Below are 25,278 nucleotides of genomic sequence, written 5' to 3' on the forward strand. Positions count from 1 at the left end.
CTTCTCATCTGATAGAAATCAAAGTCCCTTGATGATGTCCTCAATATCGTCCAGCTCATCAAAAGTCAGATCTGAATCTGTGTAATCACTAGGTGTGTACTCTTCTTCTCGATCGATACAATGATGAATTAAAGATTGTAAATGAGATTTAAACTGCTCCAGCCGAAGATGCGCCGTGTTCTCCCCGATAACTATTGGGTTATAGCGATAAGTGAGCTTGAATTGGCTCTCGCTGATGACACAGTTCCATTCTTCCTGATGTGTCATCCTATTTTGTGGGCTAATGAGATTCCCCATAGGCATTGGTGAAAAATATTCAGGTTGGTTATTCTCATGGCTCTCAAATTGACCCAGATAGTTAAATACAATATCTGGATTCGAAGCTGTAACGCCTTCATCCATATCTGTGGTCAAATACTTGAGAACACCGTATCCTGCGCCTTTGTTCGGAATGCCGCGCAGCATTTCCTTTGTATTTCTAAGCGTGTCACCATAGTCTTGAGAGGAAGACAGGATCACGGGATAAATCGAAGTGAACCATCCGATCGTACGGCTCAGATCCGTTTCTTCTACTAATTCTTCTCTTCCGTGTCCTTCCAAATGAATGAGTGTTTCGGTCTCGTAAGTCAATGCCAGAGCAGATAACAGCAGATCATTAACTTCTGTATGATAAGCTCGATGAACCTCGGTCAGGAGCTGCAGGGTCATCATTACATCCAGTTCCATGCTTAAGGTTGCACTTTCTTTGTACGTGCACGGTTCCTGCTTGCTATTTGAAAGCGATGAAGCCCGTTCCTCTATTTCATTCCAGTAAGAGGCTTCACTTCGATAATTCCCTCTAACCGCTTGAGCTGTAAGACGGTGACTCCAGTCATAATAAGTGTCCGTCTTACCTAGGTTCACAGGTTCCTCTCCCGCAAGCATCGAGTTATAGATTTGCATTAAGTCCTCGATGAGGATTCGCCAGGACACCCCATCAATAATTAAATGATGCATGGCAATGAGCAGATGATCTCCTTGATTTGTTTTAAATATTCCAATCTTAACCAGCATACGTGTAATATCCATCTGTGATTGAATCCCCGTTGCTAGGTATTCGATTTGTGATGTCTGATCGGTATCCTCGTCAAGCTCATACGTATCCAATGTATAGAAAGGGCCTTCCTCCATAGGACAAACGATCTGCTTCGCGACCGCATTCTCCTTGATGAAGCGAATTCGAAGGGCATCATGTTCAGCAATCAACTGAGCTAAGGATTTATGCAGGACCTGCTCATTCCATCCTCGCGCATTATACAGCACCATAGATTGATTAAAGTGCCCTTCATGCTCCAGATTTTGTTCGAAGAACCAAGCTTGAATGGGAGTAAGCGGTACTTCTCCAACCGAAAGGCTTGAAGACGCTCTTTTCGTCTCTGTCCGTTCAAGATACAGCGCGCATTCGGCAATGGTTGGATACAGCATTAGATGCTTAACCTGCAGCTTCCAGTTCAGTTTAGCCAGCTTCGAAACAATCTGGATCGATTTGATGGAATCTCCACCGAGTGTGAAAAAGTTATCTTCTACGCCCATTTGATCAACACCAAGCACCTCTGTCCATACTTCAGACAGCACGATTTCCTCCTCTGTCTGTGGCGCAATGTAGCTAGCTTGAATGAGAGTAAAGTCTGGGTCCGGTAATGCTCGATGATCCAACTTGCCATTTCGAGTCAAAGGAAGCTGGGCTAAGAATATAAAGTAAGACGGTATCATATACTCAGGCAGTTTTTCTTGTACAAACCTCCTGATTTCCTGTGTCGATACATTTTCAGAATTCACCAGATATGCACATAGATGATGTGCTGAATCGTTCTTCCTAGCAATGACTACGGCTTCTTTCACCAATGGATGCTCCAAGAGCCTTGCTTCGATCTCCCCTGGCTCAACGCGATGTCCACGAATTTTAACCTGGTGATCTATTCTTGAAATGAACTCTAAGCTTCCATCTGGCAGCCATTTTACCTTATCTCCTGAACGGTATAATCTCTGTTCTCTGAGTGACGGTATAGATGTAAACCGACTACGGGTCATCTGGGGTTCCCCAAGATATTCCTGGGCAAGACCGTCTCCTGCAATATACAATTCTCCTGCGATGCCAATCGGCTGCAAATGTCCTTCCTCGCTAATTACATAAGTCCTTGTATTGTGAATAGGTCGGCCAATCGGTACTGAATGCTTGGATTGAAGTGTTTCATCTACATTGTAGGTTGTCGCGAAAACCGTTGTTTCCGTAGGCCCGTAGCCATTCGCTATTCGGTTTGCTCCCAAATATTCATAAGCACTGAGCATATGAGGCTTAGAAGTCGCTTCACCTCCGACGAATACCCTCTTTGTATGTTTTAGAGACGTAACATCATAGTCAACCAGTGCGTTGAAGAGTGTGGTCGTGATGAAAAAGGATGCTATGTGCTCCTTCTCAATAATTGCCGCTAGCTTAGCGATATCCAGAACATCTTCTTTCCGGATGACAATAAGGGTGCTTCCGTTTAAGAGCGAACCAAAAATTTCAAACGTTGATCCGTCAAAAGCGTAGTTGGACAACTGAAGAATCCGATCCTCTGGTTTGAGGTCAACAAATCCGTTATTTATGGAAGTCTTCACAACATTTTGATGTGTTGTTACAACCCCTTTTGGCTCTCCAGTTGAACCTGATGTATACATGATATAGGCAGGCATTTCCGGATCAATCTGTATCTTTTCAACTTCAACAGCTTCAATATTGCTCCAATAAAATGGCTCTAGAGGTACATATACTCCATGGAATCCATCTAGGCTAGTATCATTAGGAGCCGCCAGGATCGAAGCACCACTGTTGTTTAACATATAAGCAGCACGTTCATCAGGGTATGAAGGATCGATCGGCACATATGCACCACCTGCCCGCAAAATCCCTAATATTCCGACGATCATTTCTATAGAACGTTCAGAGCGTATCCCGACTGCTGTTCCTGGACGGAGTCCTTTCTTAATTAACACACCAGCAAACTGTCTGGTCAGTCTGTTAAGATCCGAATAGGTTAATGACTCTTGGTCAAATTGAACCGCTGTATGATCCGGTCTTCGTAAGACCTGCTCCTCAAACAGCTCTATAATATTCTGAAGTCGAGGGTACGAGGCAGCAGTGCTGTTGAAGCACTCGAGAATCTGCTTCTCTTCTTCTGCAGTAATCAGCTGCAGCTGCTGTAACTGCCTATTAGGCTGGGAAGTCATTTGATTCAGAATATGGACAAAATGGTGTGCCATTCGATCAATCTGTTCCTCTTGATACAGCTCCGTACTATACTCCACAGTCATTTTTAACAAATCATCATGATCATCAACTGCCCAGGTCATATCAAATTTGGCAGTACGAGTCGCCCATTCGAGCGGCTCAATATCCAGCTCGTTCAAATGAGTTATTTCAGGCCTTGCGTCTTGAAGCACGAACATGGTATCGAACAGCGGACTCCTGCCTGGATCTCTGTTGATACGGAGCTTCTCAACGAGCTCATCCAAAGGATATTCTCCGTGTTCAAAAGCCTGCAGCGTTTCTGAGCGAACAAGACTTATCCATTCTTCGACCTGATAATGACCTTCTACACGATTGCGAAGTGCAATGGTATTAACAAACATTCCTGCAATAGAAGCGGTATCCGAATGATATCTTCCAGCAATTTGTGTACCGACCACAATATCTTTCTCCGCAGTATATTTGGACAGAAGAAGATTGTATCCGGCTAGAAGGATCATGAACATTGTGGATTGGGTCCGAATCGATAATTCCTTAAGCTGCTCGTATAGTTCAGGCTCGATTTCGAATGAATACACCGCTCCATCAAATCGCCTTCTCATCGGTCTTCTTCCTTCGGTTAGAATATCGATGACTGCAGGAGGCTCCTCAAATTTGCCAACCCAGAACTGTTCACTTGCCGAATAATCCGGTTCTAATCGCCTGTGTGTCTGCCACGATGCGTAATCCTTATATTGAGCAGGCAGCGCCTTTAATTGTTGTCCCTCGTATAACCTGATTAAGTCTCGATACAGAATGCCTGTTGTTATTCCATCCGAAGCAATATGGTGAGTATCTATGAATAGTAAAAACTCTTCATTTGAGGAATGATACAAACCCGCCCTAATGAGAGGTGCTGTGCTTAAATCGAAGGGGCGTATAAATGCACCCAAGCAAGATTCGATAAAAGCATTCAAGGACAATTCTTGTACATTTTCACCTCTAATAAGCTTAAATTCAATCTCATTGATCGGATGAATTCGCTGCCTGACTTCGCCCTCTTCCATTGCATAGCTGGTTCGCAAAGCCTCGTGACGATGAATTAGCTTTATAAGTGCGAGTTCCAAACGCTCTATCACCAATGTTCCTTTCATCCTCATAACAATAGGCATATTATAGCTGTTATTTGTATCTTCAAACTGCTCGATAAGATACAGCCTTTTTTGTGCAGATGATACAGGATAGCTGACTTGTTCTGCAGCCTTCGGAATCGGAGCATATTTTTGTATACATCCTTTTTCAATAAGCCCAGCCATCTCAGCTAAAGTTCCTGCGTTGAATAGCTCAGGTAAGGCAATCTTTACTGCCCAGCGCTCAGATATGCGGGCTGCAAGCATCATCGCCTTTAGGGAATGCCCTCCAAGCAGGAAGAACGAATCTGAAGATCCAATCGTTTCTATTCCCAGCAGCTCCGACCAGAGCTGTGCAAGCTCGATTTCCGTATCTGAGGTCGGTTCTACGTAAGAAGAACCTGTTATCTCGGGCTCTGGAAGAGCTCTCCAATCTACTTTTCCGTTATGATTTAGTGGAAGTGAATCAAGCAATATAAACAAGGACGGAATCATATATTCTGGCAAAACGGACCTGAGCCTCTGTCTCCATTCTACAATCAATTTTTCTTCGCTAGACTGGGCTGGAGAGTCACAAACCACATATGCCACAAGTATTGACGTTCCATTCTGATCTCTATGTCCCGCAACGACGGCCTCGTTTACGTCAGGCAGAGAAATGATCGCCTTCTTAACTTCATCGGATTCAATCCGGTTGCCCCGTATTTTTAACTGCCCGTCGGCTCTACTTATATAAGTCAGCTCTCCATTAGGCAGCCATTTTACGATATCGCCTGTACGATACATTCGCTCTTTCTCATGGAAGCCGTCTATAAACTTGCTGCTTGTTAGTTCGGGTTGACTTAAATATCCCTCTGCAAGACCATCACCTGCAATATACAGCTCACCTGGAATGCCCACTGGCTGCAGCTTACCCTTCGCATTTAATACGTAAAACCTTGTGTTCCTTATCGGCCGACCAATAGGTATATTCTTCGTTGTCTTTATGTGATGATCCACCGAATACATGGATGCAAATACGGTTGTTTCCGTTGGTCCATAGGCATTAATCACCTTATGCTCTCCTAGAGCGTTGAGCACCTTAAGTACATGTTGATATGAAGCAGCTTCACCGCCGAATATGATCTTGCGCAGTCCCTTTAAGCAATCCATATCATAATCCACCATTGTATTGAACAATGCCGTTGTCATAAACTGTACGGTAATATTCTCGCTTCTGAAGGTGGAGGATAGGACAGAAACGTCTTGAAGCATCGTGCTTGGCATTAAGACGAGCGTTGCTCCATTTAACAAAGCACCGAAAATATCGAAGGTTGATCCGTCAAATGCATAATTTGACAGCTGCAGCATTCGGTCTCCAGGACCCAGCTCTACAAATCCATTATTACAGCAAACATTTATTACATTCTTATGAGTCGTGATAACTCCTTTTGGCTGTCCTGTTGATCCAGAAGTATACATTACATAAGCTGTGTCAGCGCCTGTTGCATATGTTCTGGTGGATATGAAAGAATTCTCGGCGTAGATTTCCGGCTCAGACAATGAAATGACCGTCCCTGCATATTGTGAAATGGTCCTTCCTTCTTCAGCAATGAGCCACTTTGCCGCGCTGTTTTCCAGCATAAAATGAAGCCTCTCATCAGGAAAGCTCGGGTCAAGCGGAACATAAGCGGCCCCAACTTTCAATATAGCCAATATAGAGACGATCATTTCTGGATTACGATCAGCGAGCAATCCGACGCAGCTGCCAGGACGTATGCCATGCCTCCACAAGTAGCCTGCCATTCGAACGACACGGTCGTTTAACGTCCTGTACGAAATTTCTTGTTCTTGATACTGCAGAGCTATGTGTCCGGGTTGCTCTTTAGCTCTTCGTTCGAAAAGATCGATTAAAGACAGATCATTCGGATAGTGAGACTGGGTCTGATTCCATTGTTCAAATTGATCGTATTCTGCATCCGACTGCATTTCGAGATCCCTCAATTTCGTATTCCGGTGAATAAGCATTTCATGTAGTAATCGTTCATAATGAGCAGCCATTCTTGCAATTGAAGCCTCATTCCATAGATCAGAACGATATTCAATCTCTGCCTTCATTTGCCCTTCTTCTTCCTGCCATGCCCAGGTCATATCAAACTTTGCTTGCTGGCCACGCCACTTCATAGGCCGAATGTTCAGTTCCGGCAACGCTGTAGCGTTCAATCTCATATCCTGTAGAACAAAAAGGGTGTCAAAAAGCGGATTTCTACTCGGACTAAACGGAATGTTCAGCTTCTCAGTTAAGCTGCTAAGTGAATACTCTCCGTGTTCAAACGCATCAAGGATATCCTGCTTAAGATTCGTAATATATTCGCCAACGGTTTTAGCTGAGTCGGGTTTAACCCGAAGCGGCAGTGTATTTACAAACATGCCCATCGTTTGTTGGGTATCCGCATGGTTACGTCCTGCAATGGGTGTACCTACAACAATATCCTCTTCCCCCGAATATCTCGCTAAGAGCGTGCTATAAGCAGCGAGAAGCAGTGTGAAGTGCGTTGTGCTATACTTCTCAGCTTCTTGCCTGAGAAGCTCACATAGCTTATCAGGCAAGTCGAATCGGTATATGCTTCCCTGCGGACTTTTGACAGCTGGACGTTGATTGTCCATTGGCAGCTCTGCAGTTCCTTCAAAATCCGAGAACTCCGCAAGCCAAAACTGCTCACTTTCTTGATATGCTTTATCTTTGATCCGTTCGTTCTTCCATACTGCGTAGTCCTTATACTGCACTCTAACCGGTTTGAGAGGAAGACCACGATATAAAGTCATCAGCTCTTCGTAGATCAGCTCCGTAGAAGCTCCATCCGAAATAATATGATGTGTATCTAACGCCAAGTAGTGAAGCTCAGGATGAACGGTTAACAATGACACCCGAAATAGTGGGGCAATATTTAATTGAAAAGGCTTCACAAATCCAGTCATCCATTGGTTCAGATTATCTTGCATGTCAACTTCCTCTGACCTGTTCTCCAGCACATCACGGGATAATCGCCATTCAAGCTTGCTCGTGTCGCATATCCTTTGTGAAAACTGACCTGATTCCAAATGAATTGATGTTCTTAGGGCCTCATGACGCCCAATAATTCGAACAAAGGAAGCCTCGAGTCTATCAACATCAAGCATTCCTTTAAGCTCAAATAGCATTGGCATATTATAGCTGAGAGCAGCTTCTTCGTGTTGATATGCATAATAGATTTGCTTCTGAAGATCCGTTAAAGGATACTCTGACTGTTCTGGCACCGATTCAATAGCCATATGAGGCTGCAGGTCTGACTGCTGAATCCAAGCGGACATATCTTCAAGAATGGGCATTTGAAATATATCAGACAAGGACATTTTGACATTAAATTGTTGATGAATTCTGCCCACGAGCATCATCGCTTTAAGGGAATGACCACCAATCTCAAAGAAATGATCATAAATTCCGATCCTGCTGATCCCTAGAACCTCTTCCCATAAGCTGACGAGCACCTTCTGCGTTTCGTTAGTGGCAGGAGCATAATGATCACCATGTCTAAGCTCAGGCTTAGGCAATGACCTACGGTCCACCTTGCCGTTACTTGTTAAGGGAAGCTCTTCTAACGTCACAAATACTGTAGGAATCATGTACTCTGGCAAGTAAGGCTTAAGTTCGTTCTTCCAGCTGGCAATCCTATGAGGGGTTAGCTTCTTGGTTAGCAATCGTTTGTCTTCCGGTACAATATAGGCGCCTAGATAGGAATGTCCTTGTTCATCCGAATTGGCGACTACAACGGTCTCTTGAACTCCCTCTAGCATTCGAATTTGAGCTTCTATCTCACCCAGCTCAATTCGATGTCCTCTGATTTTCACTTGAAGATCGATTCGTTCCACAAATTCCAGGCTGCCATCCGGGAGCATTTTTACGCAATCTCCTGTTTTGTACAAACGGGACGACGTTAGACGTGGAATTACGACGAATCTTTCAGATGTAAGCTCTGGCCTGTTCAAATAAGTGAGTGCTATACCATCTCCGCCAATGTATAATTCACCCGGTATACCAATAGGCTGCCGTTGGCCTGATTTGTTTAACACATAGATGGTTGTGTTATTCATGGGACGGCCAATAGGGACATGTGATGCCGAGCTGATCTCGTGAAATGTCGAGAACACAGTCGCTTCTGTTGGACCATACATATGGATAAGTCGTCCTTCACCTAGTACATCGAGTGCTTTACCTACATGATTTACAGATACCTTCTCCCCGCCGAACAGCACTTTTCTGGTTCCCAAAAAGCAGCCGGAGTCGAAGTCAATAAGTGTATTAAACAACGCTGTCGTAAGAAAAAGAACCGTGATCTGCTGACTCGATATAACATCTACCATAGCAGCAGCATTAAGCATCTCTGTGCGCTCAATTAGAACGAGCGAAGCACCATGGAGTAAGGCACCAAATATATCAAATGTTGCACCGTCAAAGGCATAGTTAGAAGCCTGCAGAAAGCGGTCACTATGATTAATCAGTAAATAACCGTTATTGATCATTGTCTTTACAATGTTACGATGTGTTGCGACAACTCCCTTAGGTGTTCCTGTTGAACCAGACGTATACATAATATATAAAGGCTGTGTAGGTTCAATTTGACGGTATTGTCCCAGATCGGAATTAGGCGCACTTGACCATAGTGATGTATTGTAATGAATAAATTCCCCTTCATAACCAGACAGCTCATACCCATCCGATGCAATGACGAGATCTGCTTGACTATCCTCCAGCATGAAGAGAATTCGATCCTCTGGAAACGTTGGATCTAGCGGAACATACACCCCTCCTGCCTTCACCACCGCCAGAATGATTACAATCATATCCATTGAGCGATCCATTAATAGTCCCACTCGCTGTCCTGACTGCAATCCTTCTTGGAATAGATACCATGCTAGTTGATTAGCAGCTTCATTCAGTGCTCTGTAAGACATTGTATTTCTGCCCATAATTAGAGCATCTGCCTCACCTCTAACCTTGCTTTGCTGCTCAAATAATTCAGCAATGCTGAGGTGCGCAGGATAATCCGCATCCGTGTTGTTCCACTCGTCAAGCTGTTCTGCCTCCGTTGATGTTAGCAGCTCTACATCTCCAATTCTTAAATTAGGATATTCAAGAAGCTGGTTAAGAATATGGAAGTAATGATGAGCTATTCTTTGAATCGTTTCTGGTGTCCACAAATCCGTCCGGTACTCAATTCCGAGCTCCATCCCCTCTTCGGATGCAGAGCAAATCCATGTCATATCGAATTTCGATGTGCCCTGATCCCATTCGGAGTAATCTACAGTAAGTCCAGTATTCGCCAGTGGCTCCTGCTCCTGCTCCTGCACAACAAACATCGTCTCAAACAAAGGATGACGACGATGATCGGTAGACAGAGATAGGCGATTTATTAATTTCTGTAAAGGATACATCCCGTGCTCGAACGCGGACAGAATGTGCTTATGAACGGAATCCAGGTATTCCCGAACGAGCAGCCCTGAATCAGGTGTAGTCCGAATCGCAAGCGTGTTGGCAAACATACCGGTCAGACTCTCTTCTCCCACTTCTCCTCGTAGTGAGAATGGTGTTCCAACCACGATGTCATCTTGTCCTGAATACTTGGCAAGCAGCACTTGGTATGCTGCCATCATGATCATGAATAATGTATCGTGACGAGCAGCGGATACATTCCGCAATCTACTCACTAGTCCATTAGGTATCTTCATATGAACACGTTCACCGTCAAAGCTTCGTTGTACAGGTCTAACATAATCTGTTGGAATATCGATAACTGCCGGATGCTGCTTGAATTTGGACAGCCAATAACGCTCACTGCTCTCGTATCTTCTCTCATCCAGTTCCGATTCCCAAACCGCAAAATCTTTATAATGAATACGAATTTCTGGCAGCTCTTTCTCTTCGTATAATGCGATCAAGTCCTTCAATAAAATTTGGATCGACATTCCATCCGATATAATATGATGCATATCTAACATAAGGATGTGATGATCATCTGCTAGTTTCACAAGACCTGCTCTAAAAAGTGGAGCCTGTCCCAGATCAAATGCAGCAATGAATTGACTTGCAAATCGTTTAACTGCCTCTTCTGATGATTCATCATCCCTTAACATTTCCTGCTCTAATATGAACGGTACTAGATCTTGTGTTCGATGAATTTTTTGACATAGCTCACCATTTTGTATTTCAAAAGATGTTCGCAGCACTTCATGTCTTTGAATAAGCTCAAGGATGTTCTGCTCAAGCTTTTCGACACTAATCCTGCCCTTCAGATCCACAGTTATTGGCATATTGTAGCTTGTGTTCGCATTTTCGAATTGCTGAACGATATATAGTCGCTTTTGAATCGACGAAGCCGGATAGAATTCCCGAGGAGCTGCTGGCTGAATCTTTAGTAGGTGAGATTTCTGTTTATTAACCATCCACTCCGCCATCTCTCGTATAGTAGGCAGCTTAAATACATCCTGTAATGATATATGGACTCCGAAGCTTTTCTGAATCTTTGCCGCCAGCATCATTGCTTTGAGCGAATGGCCCCCGATTTCAAAGAAATGCTCATCAATACCTATTCTCTTAAGTTGAAGTGTTTCTTCCCATAACGAAATTAATCTCTCTTCCAATTCATTCGTAGGAGCTGAATAATTGTCGTGTTCCAGCTGCTCAGGTGCAGGCAATGCCTTGTGATCTAATTTACCGTTTGAGGTTTTTGGAAGCATACTTATCGTAATAAATGTACTCGGTATCATATATTCAGGAAGCGTATGTCGTAATTCTTTTTTCCACTCCTGCACCCTATTCTCAGTTCCCTCTGGAACAACATAAGCACACAGGTAAGAATGTCCATGCGGATCGCGCTGAGCGGTGACTACCGCCTCTTTAATCGAAGCGATTTCGACCAGCTTACCTTGAATTTCTGTGAGCTCTACTCGATTGCCGCGAATTTTCACTTGCTGATCAATTCTTCCTCTGTATTCCAGCATTCCATCAGGCAGCCATCTGACTAGATCACCTGTTCTATACATTCTCTGTCCTGGCTCAAAAGGACATGACACAAATCGCTCGTCACTTAAATCTTGCCGGTTAAGATAACCTGAGGCCAGTCCATCACCCGTAACACAGAGCTCGCCTGGAACCCCTAAGGGTTGAAGCTGTCCCATTCGATTAAGGACATACACTCTTGTGTTATGAATTGGCTTCCCGATTGGAACGGTATCGTAAGTCAACAAACGCTCGTCTACGGAATAAGTCGATGCAAACACGGTTGTTTCTGTAGGTCCATATCCATTGACCAGCTTGTTTGCCCCGAGTACTTCGAGCGCTTTTGTAACATGAGTTTTAGATGCAGCCTCTCCCCCAAAGAACAGCCTTCTTACATATCTAAGGCTATGAACATCCCAATCAACCAGTGTATTAAACAAGGCTGCTGTCATGAAGCAGGATGTAATTTTCTGAGTCAGCATCAAATTTGCCAGTTCTTGAACATTCAGCAGCTGTTGTTTGGAGATGAGAACGAGAGAAGCACCGTTTAACAGAGCGCCAAAAATCTCATAGGTAGATCCATCAAAAGCATAATTGGATAACTGTAATATACGATCCGACGCTAGTACATCCATAAACCCGTTGTTAACCGAGGTTTTGACAATATTACGATGAGTTGTCACCACCCCTTTTGGCTTTCCGGTCGAACCAGAAGTATACATTATATATGCTGTACCTTCCGGAGAAATGGAAGCAGCAGGAATGGGAACCTCTGTCATCTCATTCACGTTATACAAATCGTCTCGAATGGAAAGGATCTTTCCATGATAACCCTGAATAACTCGATCTTGATCCGTAATAAGCCAGCTTGCCATGCTGTCGGTGAGGATCTCTCTAACTCTTTCATCTGGATAAGCCGGATCAAGCGGGATGTAAGTGCTCCCAGCACGTAAGATAGCAAATATAGAAATGATCATGTCCATGGAGCGTTCGGCTAACATGCCTATCGTTGCTCCTGGCCTTACTCCCTTATTAAGCAGAGCTGCAGCTGCTGTTTCAACACGCTGGTCTAGCTCTTTGTAAGTCAATTGCGCATCTCCCATAATGAGGGCAGGATGATCTGGAACCGTCGATACTTGCTTCTTAAACAAGCTTACAATAGATTCATTTCTTGGATAGGCTGCAGTTGTATCATTATAACGCTGTAGCTTCTCTCTCTCTTCCATAGTCAATATACTTGCTGTATCCAAGCTGTGGTGAGTATCATTCATCATACAATCCATAACTCCCAGATAGACGTCAAACAGCCGATCCGTGAACTGCTTGTCATACATGGACACCATCTTGACGGATAATTCGCCGAGAGTTACTGAAACGCTAAAATCAAGTAACGTGTTTGTTCTTTCGAAGCTAAATGGCATGAATTCAAACAAACCTTCGTTAACCGTTTCATAAACGTGAAAATCAATAAAATTGAAAGCCGTATCGAAAAATGGATTTTCCATGCTGCTTTGTTCTTCCACTGCTTTTTGAATCTGTACTAAAGAAAGTCTTCCATACTTTTTCAATTCATTCTGCTTGACTTGAACGTACTGAACGATGTCTCCCCAGCTCATACCTGGCTGGAAGATCGTACGAAGCGGCACTGTATTCAAGAAACACCCCAACATGCGTGCTCCATCTTGTGAAACAGGGCGACCATTTTCTACAAGGCCGATTAAGATATCACTCTCATATGAGAACATGTACAGTGTACTGATGTAAGCTGCTAAACAAATGGATTTTACCGTCACTCTCTGCTGCTGTGCAGCTCTTTGCAAATCGTTATACCGTTCAGAAGATAGGGTCTTGATGGAAGTATTGGATTCAATAACCTTGCTTAATCTCGGTTGTTCAGGGAATTCATACTTGCGATAGTCGCTTAGCTCAGCACGCCAGTAGTCGATCATCTCTTGATTTGAAGAAAGGGCCAGCTGTTCAATCACGTATTCTTTATAGGTTGATTTTATAGGACTAAGCAATGACTTCTTCCTCCCTCAACATGCCACATAAATTTAATAGCTCTGATATAAAAACGGCTACGCTCCATCCATCGAGTATCGCATGATGAAAGATCCAGCCAATATATGTTTCCTCATTAGAAGTGAATAGCACGATTCTCCACAGAGGTGCTTGATTTATATCAAAGGGGTGTTCACGATCTTTTCTGAGATAAGCTGTAATTTCTGATTCCACGTCGGAGGAGATGAGTTGAACCTCCTTCACTTCGAAATCGATGTGCTCACATATATATTGAACAGGCTCTGGAAAATCTGAGATATTAAACCCCGTACGCAGCATAGGATGTCTGCCGGCTAGTTCATTCATAACCTCATGAAGCATGGAGGCTGTTATTCGAAGCCCATTAATACGGTATATAAATTGGTCGTGATACACCCCTTCGCCTTGATGCTGTATGTAGTGAAAGACCATGCCTTGTTGAATGTCACTCATCGGAAACAAATCCAGAACGTGCTGCGGAAGAAAAGAACGGTACTGAGGACTTTCTATCCATTCCTTTTTTTGTTCGATCAGCTTTACTTCCATTTTTCTTTTCTCTTCATCCATAGAATTCGTGAGATGACCGTTCCGAACCAGGCTTCGAATCGTTGGATACCTGTATAGATCAATAATTTCCATACTCGTCCCCAGCTCTTTATTCATCATGCTGATCAACTCAATGGCTCTGATGGAATCCCCGCCTAATTCGAAATAGTTGCTGTCTACCCCCATATTGGCTTGATGAAGAAGCTCCTGCCAAATACGAAGCATATTCTCCTCTATAGGAGACTCTGGCAAAACGAGACGATCAGTTTGATTCAACTCAGAGACGGCTCCAGGTGTCGGAAGCCGCTTTACATCCACTTTATTGTTAATCGTCATCGGAATCTCTGGCATGTGGAAAAAGTGAGCCGGTAGCATATACTGCGGAAGATGCAGTGACAATTGTTTTCTTAGCTCCCCTGCTTGTTGAGAGCGTTCAGATACGTAATAGGCACACAATTTATCTTCATTGAAGCGATCCTTTTTGACAGTTACCACTGCATGTTGAATCCCTTCAATTTGTAATAATCTAGATTCGATTTCACCTAATTCTATCCGGTAGCCTCTAATCTTCACTTGATGATCCATACGGCCAAGATACTCGAGCTCACCATCCATACTCCAACGGGCCAGATCTCCTGTCCGATACACGCGTACACCTGGAAGAAAAGGCAATGTTACGAAACGCGCTTCCGTGAGTTCCGGCAGATTAATATATCCCCTGGCAACTCCATCTCCTGCAACATAAATCTCGCCCTCTACACCAATAGGTACAAGTTCACGTTTATCATCTAGTATATAAATTTGAAGGGTAGGAATGGGTTTCCCAATGTTACTGACACGATTGTTTATTTCCTTCATGCCAATCTCTTTATATGTCACATGAACTGTGGTCTCCGTAATACCATACATATTAATAAGCTTGGTATTCGGGAATTGTTGCTGAAAATCTGCTAACATCGCGGGCTGAAGCGCCTCACCCCCAAAAATAACCGTTCGAACTTTAAGGCTGCTCTCCTGAACCGTTAATGCAAGCTTAGCCAACTGATAAAATGCAGTGGGTGTCTGGTTAAGCACGGTTACCTTCTCTACTTGCAGCAGATTAAGAAATTTAGCCGGCTCCCGGGACACAGCTGGCGGAACAATCACCAGCGTGCCTCCATATAACAAGGCTCCGTACATTTCCCATACCGAAAAATCAAAGCAGAACGAATGGAATAAAGTCCAAACATCCTTCTCAGCAAAGTCAAATAAGTTTCTATCATTAAACAGAAGTCGTACGACATTGCGATGCTCTATCATTACTCCCTTTGGTTTCCCTGTAGAGCCTGAAGTATAGATGATATAAGCAAGATCAGAAGGTGCACTCATATAATGTTGGACGCCAGTCTGATCATAACTTGACAAGATCGGAGACTCCTTTGGATTCACGACCGGGATATCCATTCCTTCTGGAACTAGCGAATGATCCTGAGCGATGCACAGCACGGCTCCGCTGTCCTCCAGCATGTAACTGATCCGATCTGCTGGATACTCCGTGTCAATCGGCATATAAGCACCGCCCGCTTTTAATACAGCGAGAATTGAAATGACCATGTCCATTGTTCTTGGACAGAGGATGCCTACAATCTGGTTTGGCTTTATCTGCCTTGAACGAAGGACCTCTGCCAGCTCTTCTGCTCTACTATTGAGCTGATCGTAGGTCAATTGCTGCTCTTCAAATTTCAAAGCGATTCGGCTTCCGGACTTTTGTACTTGTCGCTCAAACAAGCTGTGAATCGTCATCTCCCTGGGGTAATCAGCAACCGTGTCGTTAAAATCATGAAGAAGTCTTCGCCTCTCCTGATCGGGCATGAAATTCAAGCTAGACAGTTTGATAATCAACAACCCCTTCCAGTATTGTCGTGTAATAATCCAGTAATCTCTCAATCGTCTCTCTTCGGTATAAATCCGTATTATATTCCATTCGTAGCTTAAGCACGTCAGACTCCTCATACACATGCATAATTAGGTCATATTTGGCTGTATTGCCGGTTTCAATTGTCATATAAGCTGACGTCTGACCTAACGAATATTGATGAGTAAATTCATTCTGCAGCGTGAACATCACTTGAAGGGGAGAACGAAGTGATCCTGCTTCTCTCCCTGAAATGTTGTTCAGTACCATTTCCAAGGGAACATCTTGGTGTTGATAAGCTCCAAGAGCTGTGTTTTTCACTTGATCCAATAATTCGTCAAAAGTCATCTCATCCGAGATCTCTACCTTCAAGACGACCGTATTGGCTAGAAAACCGATGAGTTTCTCGGTATCTGGCCTGCTTCGATTGGCCATGACAGTCGTAATCGGCAGTTCGGCTTGTCCTGAGAAACGGTGAATTAGATAAGAGTATGTCGCGAACAAGAGCATAAACAGAGTCGTATTCGTATGAGCTACTTTCTCGTAAACCAGTTTGGTCATACGAGGGCCTACTGCCTTTTCCAGCGTATCTCCAGCAAATGTGGAGGTTTCAGTGAGTAGGGCATCAGGAGGCACCTGCAAGGATCCTTTTGTTCCTTCAATCTGTTCTTTCCAATATTCTGCTTTACTATATAAAAATGAGGTAGACGTGTTCTCTAGGTCGGACTGCCATAAGATGTAATCAGAGTAAGTCGCCGTCGCCGTCTGTTCCTCTAGTTCTTCTTGTAAATAAAGCTGAATAAGCTCATTCGTAAAAATTTCAACAGACCACCCGTCTGACATAATATGGTGCATGGAAATAACCAGCGTATGATCTACTAGACTATTTGCCAATAGTGTTAAGCGAATGCAAGGGTCACTTAAAAGATCAAAGCGTCTGTTCGCCTCATTCTTAATAAATGTATTGCGGTGCAGCTCTCGTTCTACCTCGTCCCACTCTTTCAAATCAACAAATTGAACGTAAGGCTGGACGCTGTCCTCAATATATTGATAAGGGCTGTTGTCTGCTACCCCGAATCTAACTCGCAGTGCTTCATGGCGCTCAAACAAAGCAGCCAAGCATCCATAGAGCTTGTCATATTGAATGTCACCTTGAAACCGGATAGAGAAGGTGGATGTATAGAACGGGCTGTCTGGAACCATCATGTGCAGGAACCATTGACTCTTCTGTTTAAGCGTCAAGGGCAGCCTGTTGCTGTTCCGTGATCGAACAGGGATCGTTAGGAACTCCGTCTGCTCCTCTGCGTCATTTAACATTTCTAATAAGCCAGCTACCGTTGCCTGTTCAAAGAATTGTTCCGCTGTAATCTGAATAGAATATCGTCTATATATCATCGTAATTAGCTTGGACATTTTAAGTGAATCGCCACCTAGCTGAAAAAAATCCTCCTGCTCGGACAGCTCATTCAAATCTAGAATCTTACAGAAGCAGTCCGTCAGAAAGGCAGCCTTTTCTTCGGAATTGTTATCCCTTTCCGCTTGTGATTCTTGAATTTGGTAGACTTCTATTTCACTCGCTGTAAGATTGTACTCTTTCAATATTTCTCTAATGCTTGAATATAGCGCACATTCCGAGCTTGTTGCTTCATCTGAGGAATAATATACGCAGATTAGTATATTTTGTTCGATGTTATCCGCAGTCATTTTAATTTCTTCTTGAACATTTGAATACTCTATTGGACTTCTATTAAATTTAGAATCTCCGAGTAGTCTATTCTTCTGCACACGTTTCTCCATTAGACAATCCAATTCACTTAGAAGCTCATCATAACTACCTTCCATTAGATCATTCACAAGCAGCCGCCTCTGAATTTTTCCCGTAGGCGTACGGTGAAAGCTTTCACTCCTGACTGGAATTACATATCTCGGATGAACTCCAAACTGTCGAGAAATAAGCCCTCTCAATTTTTGTATAATTAGAATGCAGTAATCGGGTTCATTGTGTATTGGACTAAAGAACAGCAATAAATGATCATTCCCATTCTCTCCGCCAGACACGCCGGCAGCAGCAACATAACCATGAACGATTCCTTCGACTTGCTCCATCACCGCTTCAACTTCAAAGTTATAAACATTCTTGGCATTGATAATAAGAACATCTTTCTCTCTGCCCGTTAGAATGAGACTTCCGTTTTTTACAAAGCCTAAATCACCCGTTTCAAACCATCCATCATCTGTAAAAGCTTCCTTCGTCGCTGCTTCATTCTTGAAATAATGGTCAATGATCGTACTTCCTTTGAGTTGAATTCTTCCCACTGTTTTTTCGCCAAGCTCAGCGCCACTCGGATCGGAGATGCGAAGCTGTACACCTGGAATGACTTGTCCTATCTCTACAAAAGCTACTGACTCATTGCTATCCTTGCCTTCATCAAATATCAAATGGTCATCCAGGCTGTCCTTGCGCACAAAATATACGCCCGTTGACGGAGAGTCATCTAAATGCCTCCCAAAACATAAGCTTCCTGAAAATTCGGACATTCCATAGGCAGGTATAATGCTGTTATTACTTAATCCAAAAGGAGCTAGTTTTCTCAAAAACTTTTTCGCTGTCAACACGGAAATGGGCTGACCTACATTTAAAAGAATCTTAACGGAAGTAAAATCCCACTGCTGATCGATCGCTTCTCCATTTAGTTGATTGATCTGATCGTATCCAAAATTAGGAGCCCAAGAAAAGGTTACTTGGTGCAAACTCATATCTTCCAGCCATACAGCCGGCCGCGATAGAAACCTCTCAACAGGACTTAAAATTTGTTCACTACCGATCACGGTACCCAGAATGTGGTTGGTTAGAAGCCCACCTGCATGATATAGAGGCATCCAATTCAGCGTGATCTCATTCTCCGTTAAATGTAAATGACGCTGAATACCTATAATGTTGGACAGTATATTCGAGTGTCTGTATGATACACACTTTGGAATGCCGGTTGTACCCGAGGTGAATAGGAACATAGCATAGTCCTCGGCATTCGCTGGATGACGATATGAAGAAGGATTGGATTGCAGCAAATCGTTTGTTGATATTATTTTTTCATTGGCACGATGTATTGGTTGATCGGTTACGATAAGTGGAGATTCGAGGAGGCTTCGTACCTTCTCAAATTTTATTCTTTCTGCGTGATTCGCTGAGAGCTGCAATGTGTTCTTCATAGGTGCAGGGAGAAATCCGCCCATGACACAGCTCCAGAAGAGGATAACAAAATGATCAATTCTTTCGATTTGAAAAATGACTTTATCACCCGGTCTAAGCCCTTGCGCGATAAGTCCGCCAAGCATTCGTTCGGCCTGCTGTGACAACTCAGCGTAATTGGATGCAATGCGCTCATCATTATTTAGATAGTAATGAATTTTCTTGTCAGGATATCTTAGAACCGTCTGATTAAAAGCCTCTACTAATGTATGGGGGTCACTTTCATTCCAAGTTAACGGCTTCCCTATAAGTAGAGAAGAGTTATTTTCACTCGTTCCTTTAAGTTTCTCCTTCATTTTTACTGTCGGTTTTGAATATGTAAAATGTTCTCCCCTCTGTAGTGTGGCAGAGGCACGGTTAAGACGGGATTCGTTTGAATACGCCAAACTTTTTTGTTCATTAAAGAGAGATACCTTAACATTGGATAGCGTATGAAGCTGTCGAATGCGATCTTCAAGCAAATGGTTAAACATCATCTCATGCTTCCTCCTTCAATTCAGAGTAAAATTGAGTTCATGAATAACTTGATCAAGGCTTTCTTGTGCAATATCAATAGAGATCCATCCGCGAACACTATTAATAAGCCAAATCTGTGATGCCTCAATCATATCTCGAATCGTAAGGACTCTCTCTACTAGCAATCCGCTCTGGATCAGCTCATTGCGAAGCGTACCAGCTAGAAGTCCGCAATGTGTAGGAGGAGTGAATTTCGTATTGTTGATTTCCAAGACGACATTCCCGGTTGTAAACTCTGTTAATTCCCTTTTTTCATTCCATAGAAGTACATCGTAGACTTGTCCTCTATTCTCATAATGATCATTATAGATCGCCCGATAAGTTGTTTTGTGGTATAGGAATCGGCTTGCAGAGGAAACCGGAAATTGTGCTAAGATGGCTTCCATCGGACCTTGTATTTCATATAAAGCCTCGTTACAAATATGGAAGCTTCCGTCTTTGGACAGCAGCATTCTTACTTTCCAGATTCCATCCCTATATTGAATTGAATGCTGTAAGAGTGCTTGTCTAATCGAGACCCAATTCCCTTCAAATTCAAAGTAAGCAGCAGATTTCTTCATTCTTTCAAGATGAGGTTCTAACAAATCGAATCTTCCATTTTCCAGTCGGATCGATTCGAGTAGCTGAAATTCGGGTCTGACTTCAGTAAGTAGTAATGCTTTTGTTCGAGCCTCTTGATATTCTTCCTCTGCTGTAGAGTCCCAGGTAATACCGCCGCCAACCCCATATTCAGCTATATTTGTGCAATGATCTATCCAAACCGTCCTGATAGCTACATTAAATACAGCTGATCCATCTGGATTGATGATACCAATGGAACCACAGTATATTTCTCTAGGCGTATTCTCCAGCTCCTGTATAAGGTGCATCGTGCTAATTTTGGGTGCACCCGTAATGGAACCGCACGGGAACAAGGCTTTAAATGTATCGAATAGACCGGCCTCCTCTTTAATATTAGCAGTTACAGTGGAGGTCATTTGAAACAAGGTATAGTACTTTTCAATATTAAATAAATGGGGTACCTCTACACTTCCTGGCTCAGCAATCACTCCAAGGTCATTTCTCAGCAGATCTGTAATCATGACATTTTCTGCTCGATTCTTCTCCGAATTCCGTAACCATTCAGATAGAATCTCATCCTCTTCCAATGTAACGCCGCGTCTAACAGTTCCTTTCATCGGGCGAGTTTCAATCTGTCTGCCTTTTTTCTTGAAGAATAACTCTGGAGAGGCGCTTAATATACTATAATCTCCCATATGCACCATTGCCGAATAATCAGCTTGCTGAGCAAGACACAATCTTGTGTAGAAGTTATAGGGATTCCCTTCAAACTTGGAACGAAGCCGCATGGTATAGTTAACTTGATATGTATCTCCTCTTCGTATCGCTTGATGAATTTGACGTATGTGATCTTTATATGTGTGTTCCTCGATCGTAGGACTCCATTCTGATACCTCAAACGCTTCACATTCAAAGTGAATTTCGTCGTTATGAACCTGATCAAAAATTCCAAACCAGAGAAGAGGTAAAACGGTATTCTGATGAACCTCAAACGCTGAATCGAATGCCGGTGCGGCCTCATAAGAAACATAACCAGCTGCATAATAACCCTCTTTTGTGTACTGCTCGACTCTCTCAAGAGCTGCTCTAATTTCTGAAATATCCCTTGCCTCAATAATTTCTATGGGATTAGTAAAAACCTTGCGCTGTCTACCCTCCTCTTCACTCACAAAATCCAAAATGATATAGGGACTGTCCTCTTTTATCATCATCGATCAGTATCCTCCTATGACTGCCGGTTATTAAACATACTTTAATTCTGCTGCTCGTTTTTTTACTGCGTACATATAGAGAAAGTTGTTTAATATTTGTTTTCCGTAGGGAGTGATTATGGATTCAGGATGAAACTGTACACCTTCGATATCATATTTCCGATGCCGAAGTGCCATGATCTCCCCTGCCTCAGAAGTTGCCGTTACTTCTATATCATCAGGAACATCATTATGCACGATAAGGGAGTGATATCTTGCAACCGTCAAAGGATTCGGAAGATCGTGAAACAGGCCCTTGCTCTCATGATGGATGAGGGATGTCTTCCCATGCATAGGTTGATCTGCAGCCATGACTTCAGCTCCAAAAGCTTGAGCAATCGCTTGATGACCGAGGCACACACCGAGTATGGGAACTTTTCCGGCAAAATAGCGAATTACCTCTAGTGAGATACCAGCATTAGAAGGATTTGAGGGACCTGGAGAAATTACAATGTAATCTGGATTCAGACTTTCTAGTGCATTCAATGTAATCGAATCATTTCTATAGACGTTGACCTCTTGCCCAAGTTCAGATAAATACTGCACTAAGTTGTAAGTGAATGAATCAAAATTATCAATGATTGCAAGCATATACATCCTCCTATGATTAGGATCCCACACTTGGGAGTATAGACTGACCGTCCGGTCTTTTTATGGGTAGAAATAATCATTTTTATCTCTATGACTCGCCTCCTACAATTTAGACTGACTATTCGGTTTACTTTACTTTAAATGCAACTCTGAAACTAATCGACAATATGTACTACTCAGCTACAATTTTGCCTGAGAATGGTAACAGTATATCACAGGAAATACGAATATTTGTTATTATATTTAGTTTTTTCTGTAAAAATGTTCAAAATAGTAAGGGCGGCCTATTGTTCAATCCAGCTTTCGACATGTTAAGACAATTGACCATGCTATCGCCCTCGGCTGCGGACATGGTTCGATTTAATGGATCTCGGAATCGTGGTTGGGGCCTGCTTGTATATCCATTTTAGATAAGAACGGATCTTCGGGTCAGCCTGCAGCGCTTCAATGGAAGTCAAACCTAGAACAACAAGCTCCCTGTTCGTATATAAATGGTGAATTTGCTTATGGCATGGAATACAGAGATCAGCCGTTTCCTTATAGTTCCCACCTAATTCACGCGGTGTTAGATGATGCACCGTCGTTACGGGAACAACTCGATTGCATAGTTCACAGGGTTTGGCCTGTTTTACTGAATCCTTCACTCGCAATAACCTCCTCCTCTGACCGACAATGAACGAGTCTATTTAGCATGATGAGATTGTTTAAATGATATTCATATTCACGAAGCAGAATGGATGGATTTATTTACTTTTCACTGCGCATACTAAACCTAAAAAAAGGGTGAAAAGGATGCTTGCGACAGATGAATTAGAAACGTATCGCATTTCATGCGGACAGATGAATTACACATTACAATGGCTGTCAACACTTGCGGACGACAAGCAGATCAAAGAGAGGCTGCTTCCTTATCTCATGGCAGTACAGCCTGCTACCCTTGCACAGCTTCAATCCACAACGCCTATTCCAGGTATATTGTTCGTAACTAACATAGATGCACAAAAATACCTCCTGCAAGGACATGTATCAGTAATCATGGAGAACATCGTGGGTCCAGAAACACCCGCAGCCGTTATCCCGGTGCAGAAGCAGCAGTACCGAAGTATTGAGGAGCCTAAGGAGGAATTTGCTGAGCTTGGACCATTTGAAGCTTTTACTGAATCACTGGAGACCAATTTGTATATGATGCGTCGTCGTTTACCCATTGAGGAAGTCTGCGTTCATAAGATTGAATATGACAACGGAAGAATAAAGGGCGCCATTGTGTATCACAAAGATCATAAACAGGAAGCACTTCAATTGGAACAAGAGGCCCAAACCGCGTTTGAAAATTATTCAGACAGTATTCTGGATACGTCAACACTTGCTCTTGCCCAGAATGGATTGCAATTTACACTAAGCAATGTGAATCTGCTTACGGAGCACCCGGTTCAATGTGTTCGCCGTATTATGAAGGGCCAGGTTGTTCTCTTGCTGGAAGGCTCGCGCAAAGGTCTGATTGCTCCAACTTATTTATCGGACTATTTCCAGGCACCTTCTGACTATTTAATGGCTCTGCCTTTCGTTATGCTGATCAGAGCGATAAGAATATTCAGCTTCATCATGGCTCTGACCCTGCTGCCTCTATATGTAGCGATCATCAATTTCCATTACCAAATGATTCCTTCTAAAGTGATCGAAACATTATTTATATCAAGGTATGCGGTACCCTTTTCTGCCTTCTTCGAAGCATTAATTATGGAAGCTGCCTTACTCGTTCTGCTAGAAGCTGTTGCCAGACTGCCTACGAAGCTCTCGCAGAGCGCCGGAGTCGTCGCCGGTATCGTGCTGGGTACGGCTGCCGTTGAAGCGAAGCTCGTCAGTAATATTATGATTGTTGTTATGGGTGCCTCCGCCTTGTTTACCCTGACCAGCGCTAGTATTGCACTTCGAAATTCGTTATTCGTATACAGTATACCTGCTCTGTTGTTGGCTAATTTCATGGGCATTACAGGTATATTCTTATTCTGGTTTTTATTAATGGCAAGACTGCTTCAAGTCAAATCGCTAGACCGCCCATTTACTACCTTTAGCGTGCCTGCTCTGACCGATTTTTTCAGAAGGAGATTTTGATGTGAAACTTCACACCCAGAAACCGAACCAACAATCGATATCCATTTTATCCGGAGCTTATATATTACTTGGGGTTCAAGGGGGTTTTTTTGTCATCACACTCCCCACCTTGATTACGAACGAGGCTGGCAAAATATCGTGGCTGCTTCTACTCGTTACTGGATCTTGGATATTGTTTACCATGATAGGTTTAGCCAAATTAGCGGGAGCCAGAGGTATGTCCTGGAAGGAGCTTAACCAAGCTGCTTTTGGCCGCATTGCAGGATTTGCTATAGGTGCAGTCTGGTTTCTGTCGCTATTGTTCACGAACGCATACATTATTCAAAAATATGCTCGTTTACTCAATTTGTATGACTTTCCAAATACTCAGCCTTTGTTATATACCATATTAATGTCCTTGGCAGCACTTTTTGCTGTGTGGGGCGGCTTGCATGCCATATCAGGAATTTTCATGGTCAGTATGGGGTTACAGCTGCTGCTCCTTGTTGCTTCTTTTATTTTTGTTATCCCATTCATTGATTTGAAGTACATCACTCCACTCACACTTATGGAGATAGACCACCCGATCCGTGCGATAATCTATTCCTTTGCTGGGTTCTCAGGACTCGAAACGGGTGTCTTGTTCTTGCAGGCCATGAAGAAGGAGAACAAGTTAGGAAATGTGCGCATGTTCGCTTGGGTTTCAGGGATAAGTCTCATCCTGCAGCTGTTTCTCGTAGAAATATGTATGTCTGTTTATGGATTTGAACTATTAGAGACAACACAATTCTCAACCATTACGATGATGAGATTGGTAAGGCTCCCATTCATCGAGCAGGTGGATCAGTTTGCCGTAGGATTGCTCTTTCTTCGGTTTCTTCCTATAGCTTCGCTTTATTTATGGTCGTGTACTGAAGTATTCAGGAACTTAGTCTTTCGTTCGATACCATATAGCATACATCTCTTACTTCAAGGAACGGTACTGCTAGCGATCGGACTTATGTTTATGAGTATACAAATCTCCAAACAGATCGATATGTTGGTCGTCATCCTATCGGCTGGCTGGTTTGTCATCTATGCCCCCCTGCTGCTGCTGCTCGCCTGGCTGCGTACTAGAAAACGCAAATGAGGAAAGGAAGGATTCAAC

At 43.2% G+C, this 25,278-nt stretch carries 8 protein-coding genes; 2 read left to right on the forward strand and 6 right to left on the reverse strand.

Going from position 1 to position 25,278, the window contains the following annotated elements; translation table 11 throughout:
• Positions 1-18 precede the first annotated feature (18 nt).
• The 6 genes from TCA2_RS05335 to TCA2_RS05360 form a co-directional block, all read right to left on the reverse strand.
• A complete protein-coding gene (locus TCA2_RS05335) occupies positions 19-13,413 on the reverse strand; it encodes a non-ribosomal peptide synthetase (protein WP_047910525.1) in 13,395 nt (4,464 codons plus the stop codon).
• Positions 13,406-15,859 carry a non-ribosomal peptide synthetase gene (locus TCA2_RS27830; protein ID WP_081872246.1) on the reverse strand — a complete coding sequence of 818 codons (2,454 nt, stop codon included), beginning with the start codon at positions 15,857-15,859 and terminating at the stop codon, positions 13,406-13,408. The genes TCA2_RS05335 and TCA2_RS27830 overlap by 8 nt, the downstream gene beginning before the upstream one ends.
• The gene (locus TCA2_RS05345; RefSeq protein WP_047910526.1) at positions 15,840-19,598 is read right to left on the reverse strand and encodes a condensation domain-containing protein; all 3,759 of its coding nucleotides are present in this window, start codon (positions 19,596-19,598) and stop codon (positions 15,840-15,842) included. Before TCA2_RS05345 ends, TCA2_RS27830 begins: the two co-directional genes overlap by 20 nt.
• Positions 19,599-19,613: 15 nt before the next feature.
• Positions 19,614-21,410, reverse strand: coding sequence for an aminodeoxychorismate synthase component I (pabB, locus tag TCA2_RS05350; protein ID WP_238546294.1), 1,797 nt, complete (start codon positions 21,408-21,410; stop codon positions 19,614-19,616).
• A gap of 30 nt (positions 21,411-21,440) precedes the next feature.
• Positions 21,441-22,040 carry an aminodeoxychorismate/anthranilate synthase component II gene (locus tag TCA2_RS05355; protein ID WP_047910527.1) on the reverse strand — a complete coding sequence of 200 codons (600 nt, stop codon included), beginning with the start codon at positions 22,038-22,040 and terminating at the stop codon, positions 21,441-21,443.
• Between the two features lie 329 nt (positions 22,041-22,369).
• A complete protein-coding gene (locus TCA2_RS05360; protein ID WP_047910528.1) occupies positions 22,370-22,684 on the reverse strand; it encodes an HNH endonuclease in 315 nt (104 codons plus the stop codon).
• 148 nt (positions 22,685-22,832) lie between these two features.
• On the opposite strand from TCA2_RS05360, the gene TCA2_RS05365 reads away from it, so the two are divergent.
• Complete coding sequence (locus TCA2_RS05365; protein WP_047910529.1) at positions 22,833-24,152, forward strand: spore germination protein; 1,320 nt, start codon at positions 22,833-22,835, stop codon at positions 24,150-24,152.
• A 1-nt stretch (position 24,153) separates the two neighbouring features.
• Complete coding sequence (locus TCA2_RS05370; protein WP_047910530.1) at positions 24,154-25,260, forward strand: GerAB/ArcD/ProY family transporter; 1,107 nt, start codon at positions 24,154-24,156, stop codon at positions 25,258-25,260.
• The last annotated feature ends 18 nt before the right edge of the window (positions 25,261-25,278 follow it).

The sequence above is a fragment of the Paenibacillus sp. TCA20 genome (genome assembly GCF_000732325.1).
GTDB classification, from domain to species: Bacteria; Bacillota; Bacilli; order Paenibacillales; family Paenibacillaceae; genus Paenibacillus; species Paenibacillus urinalis.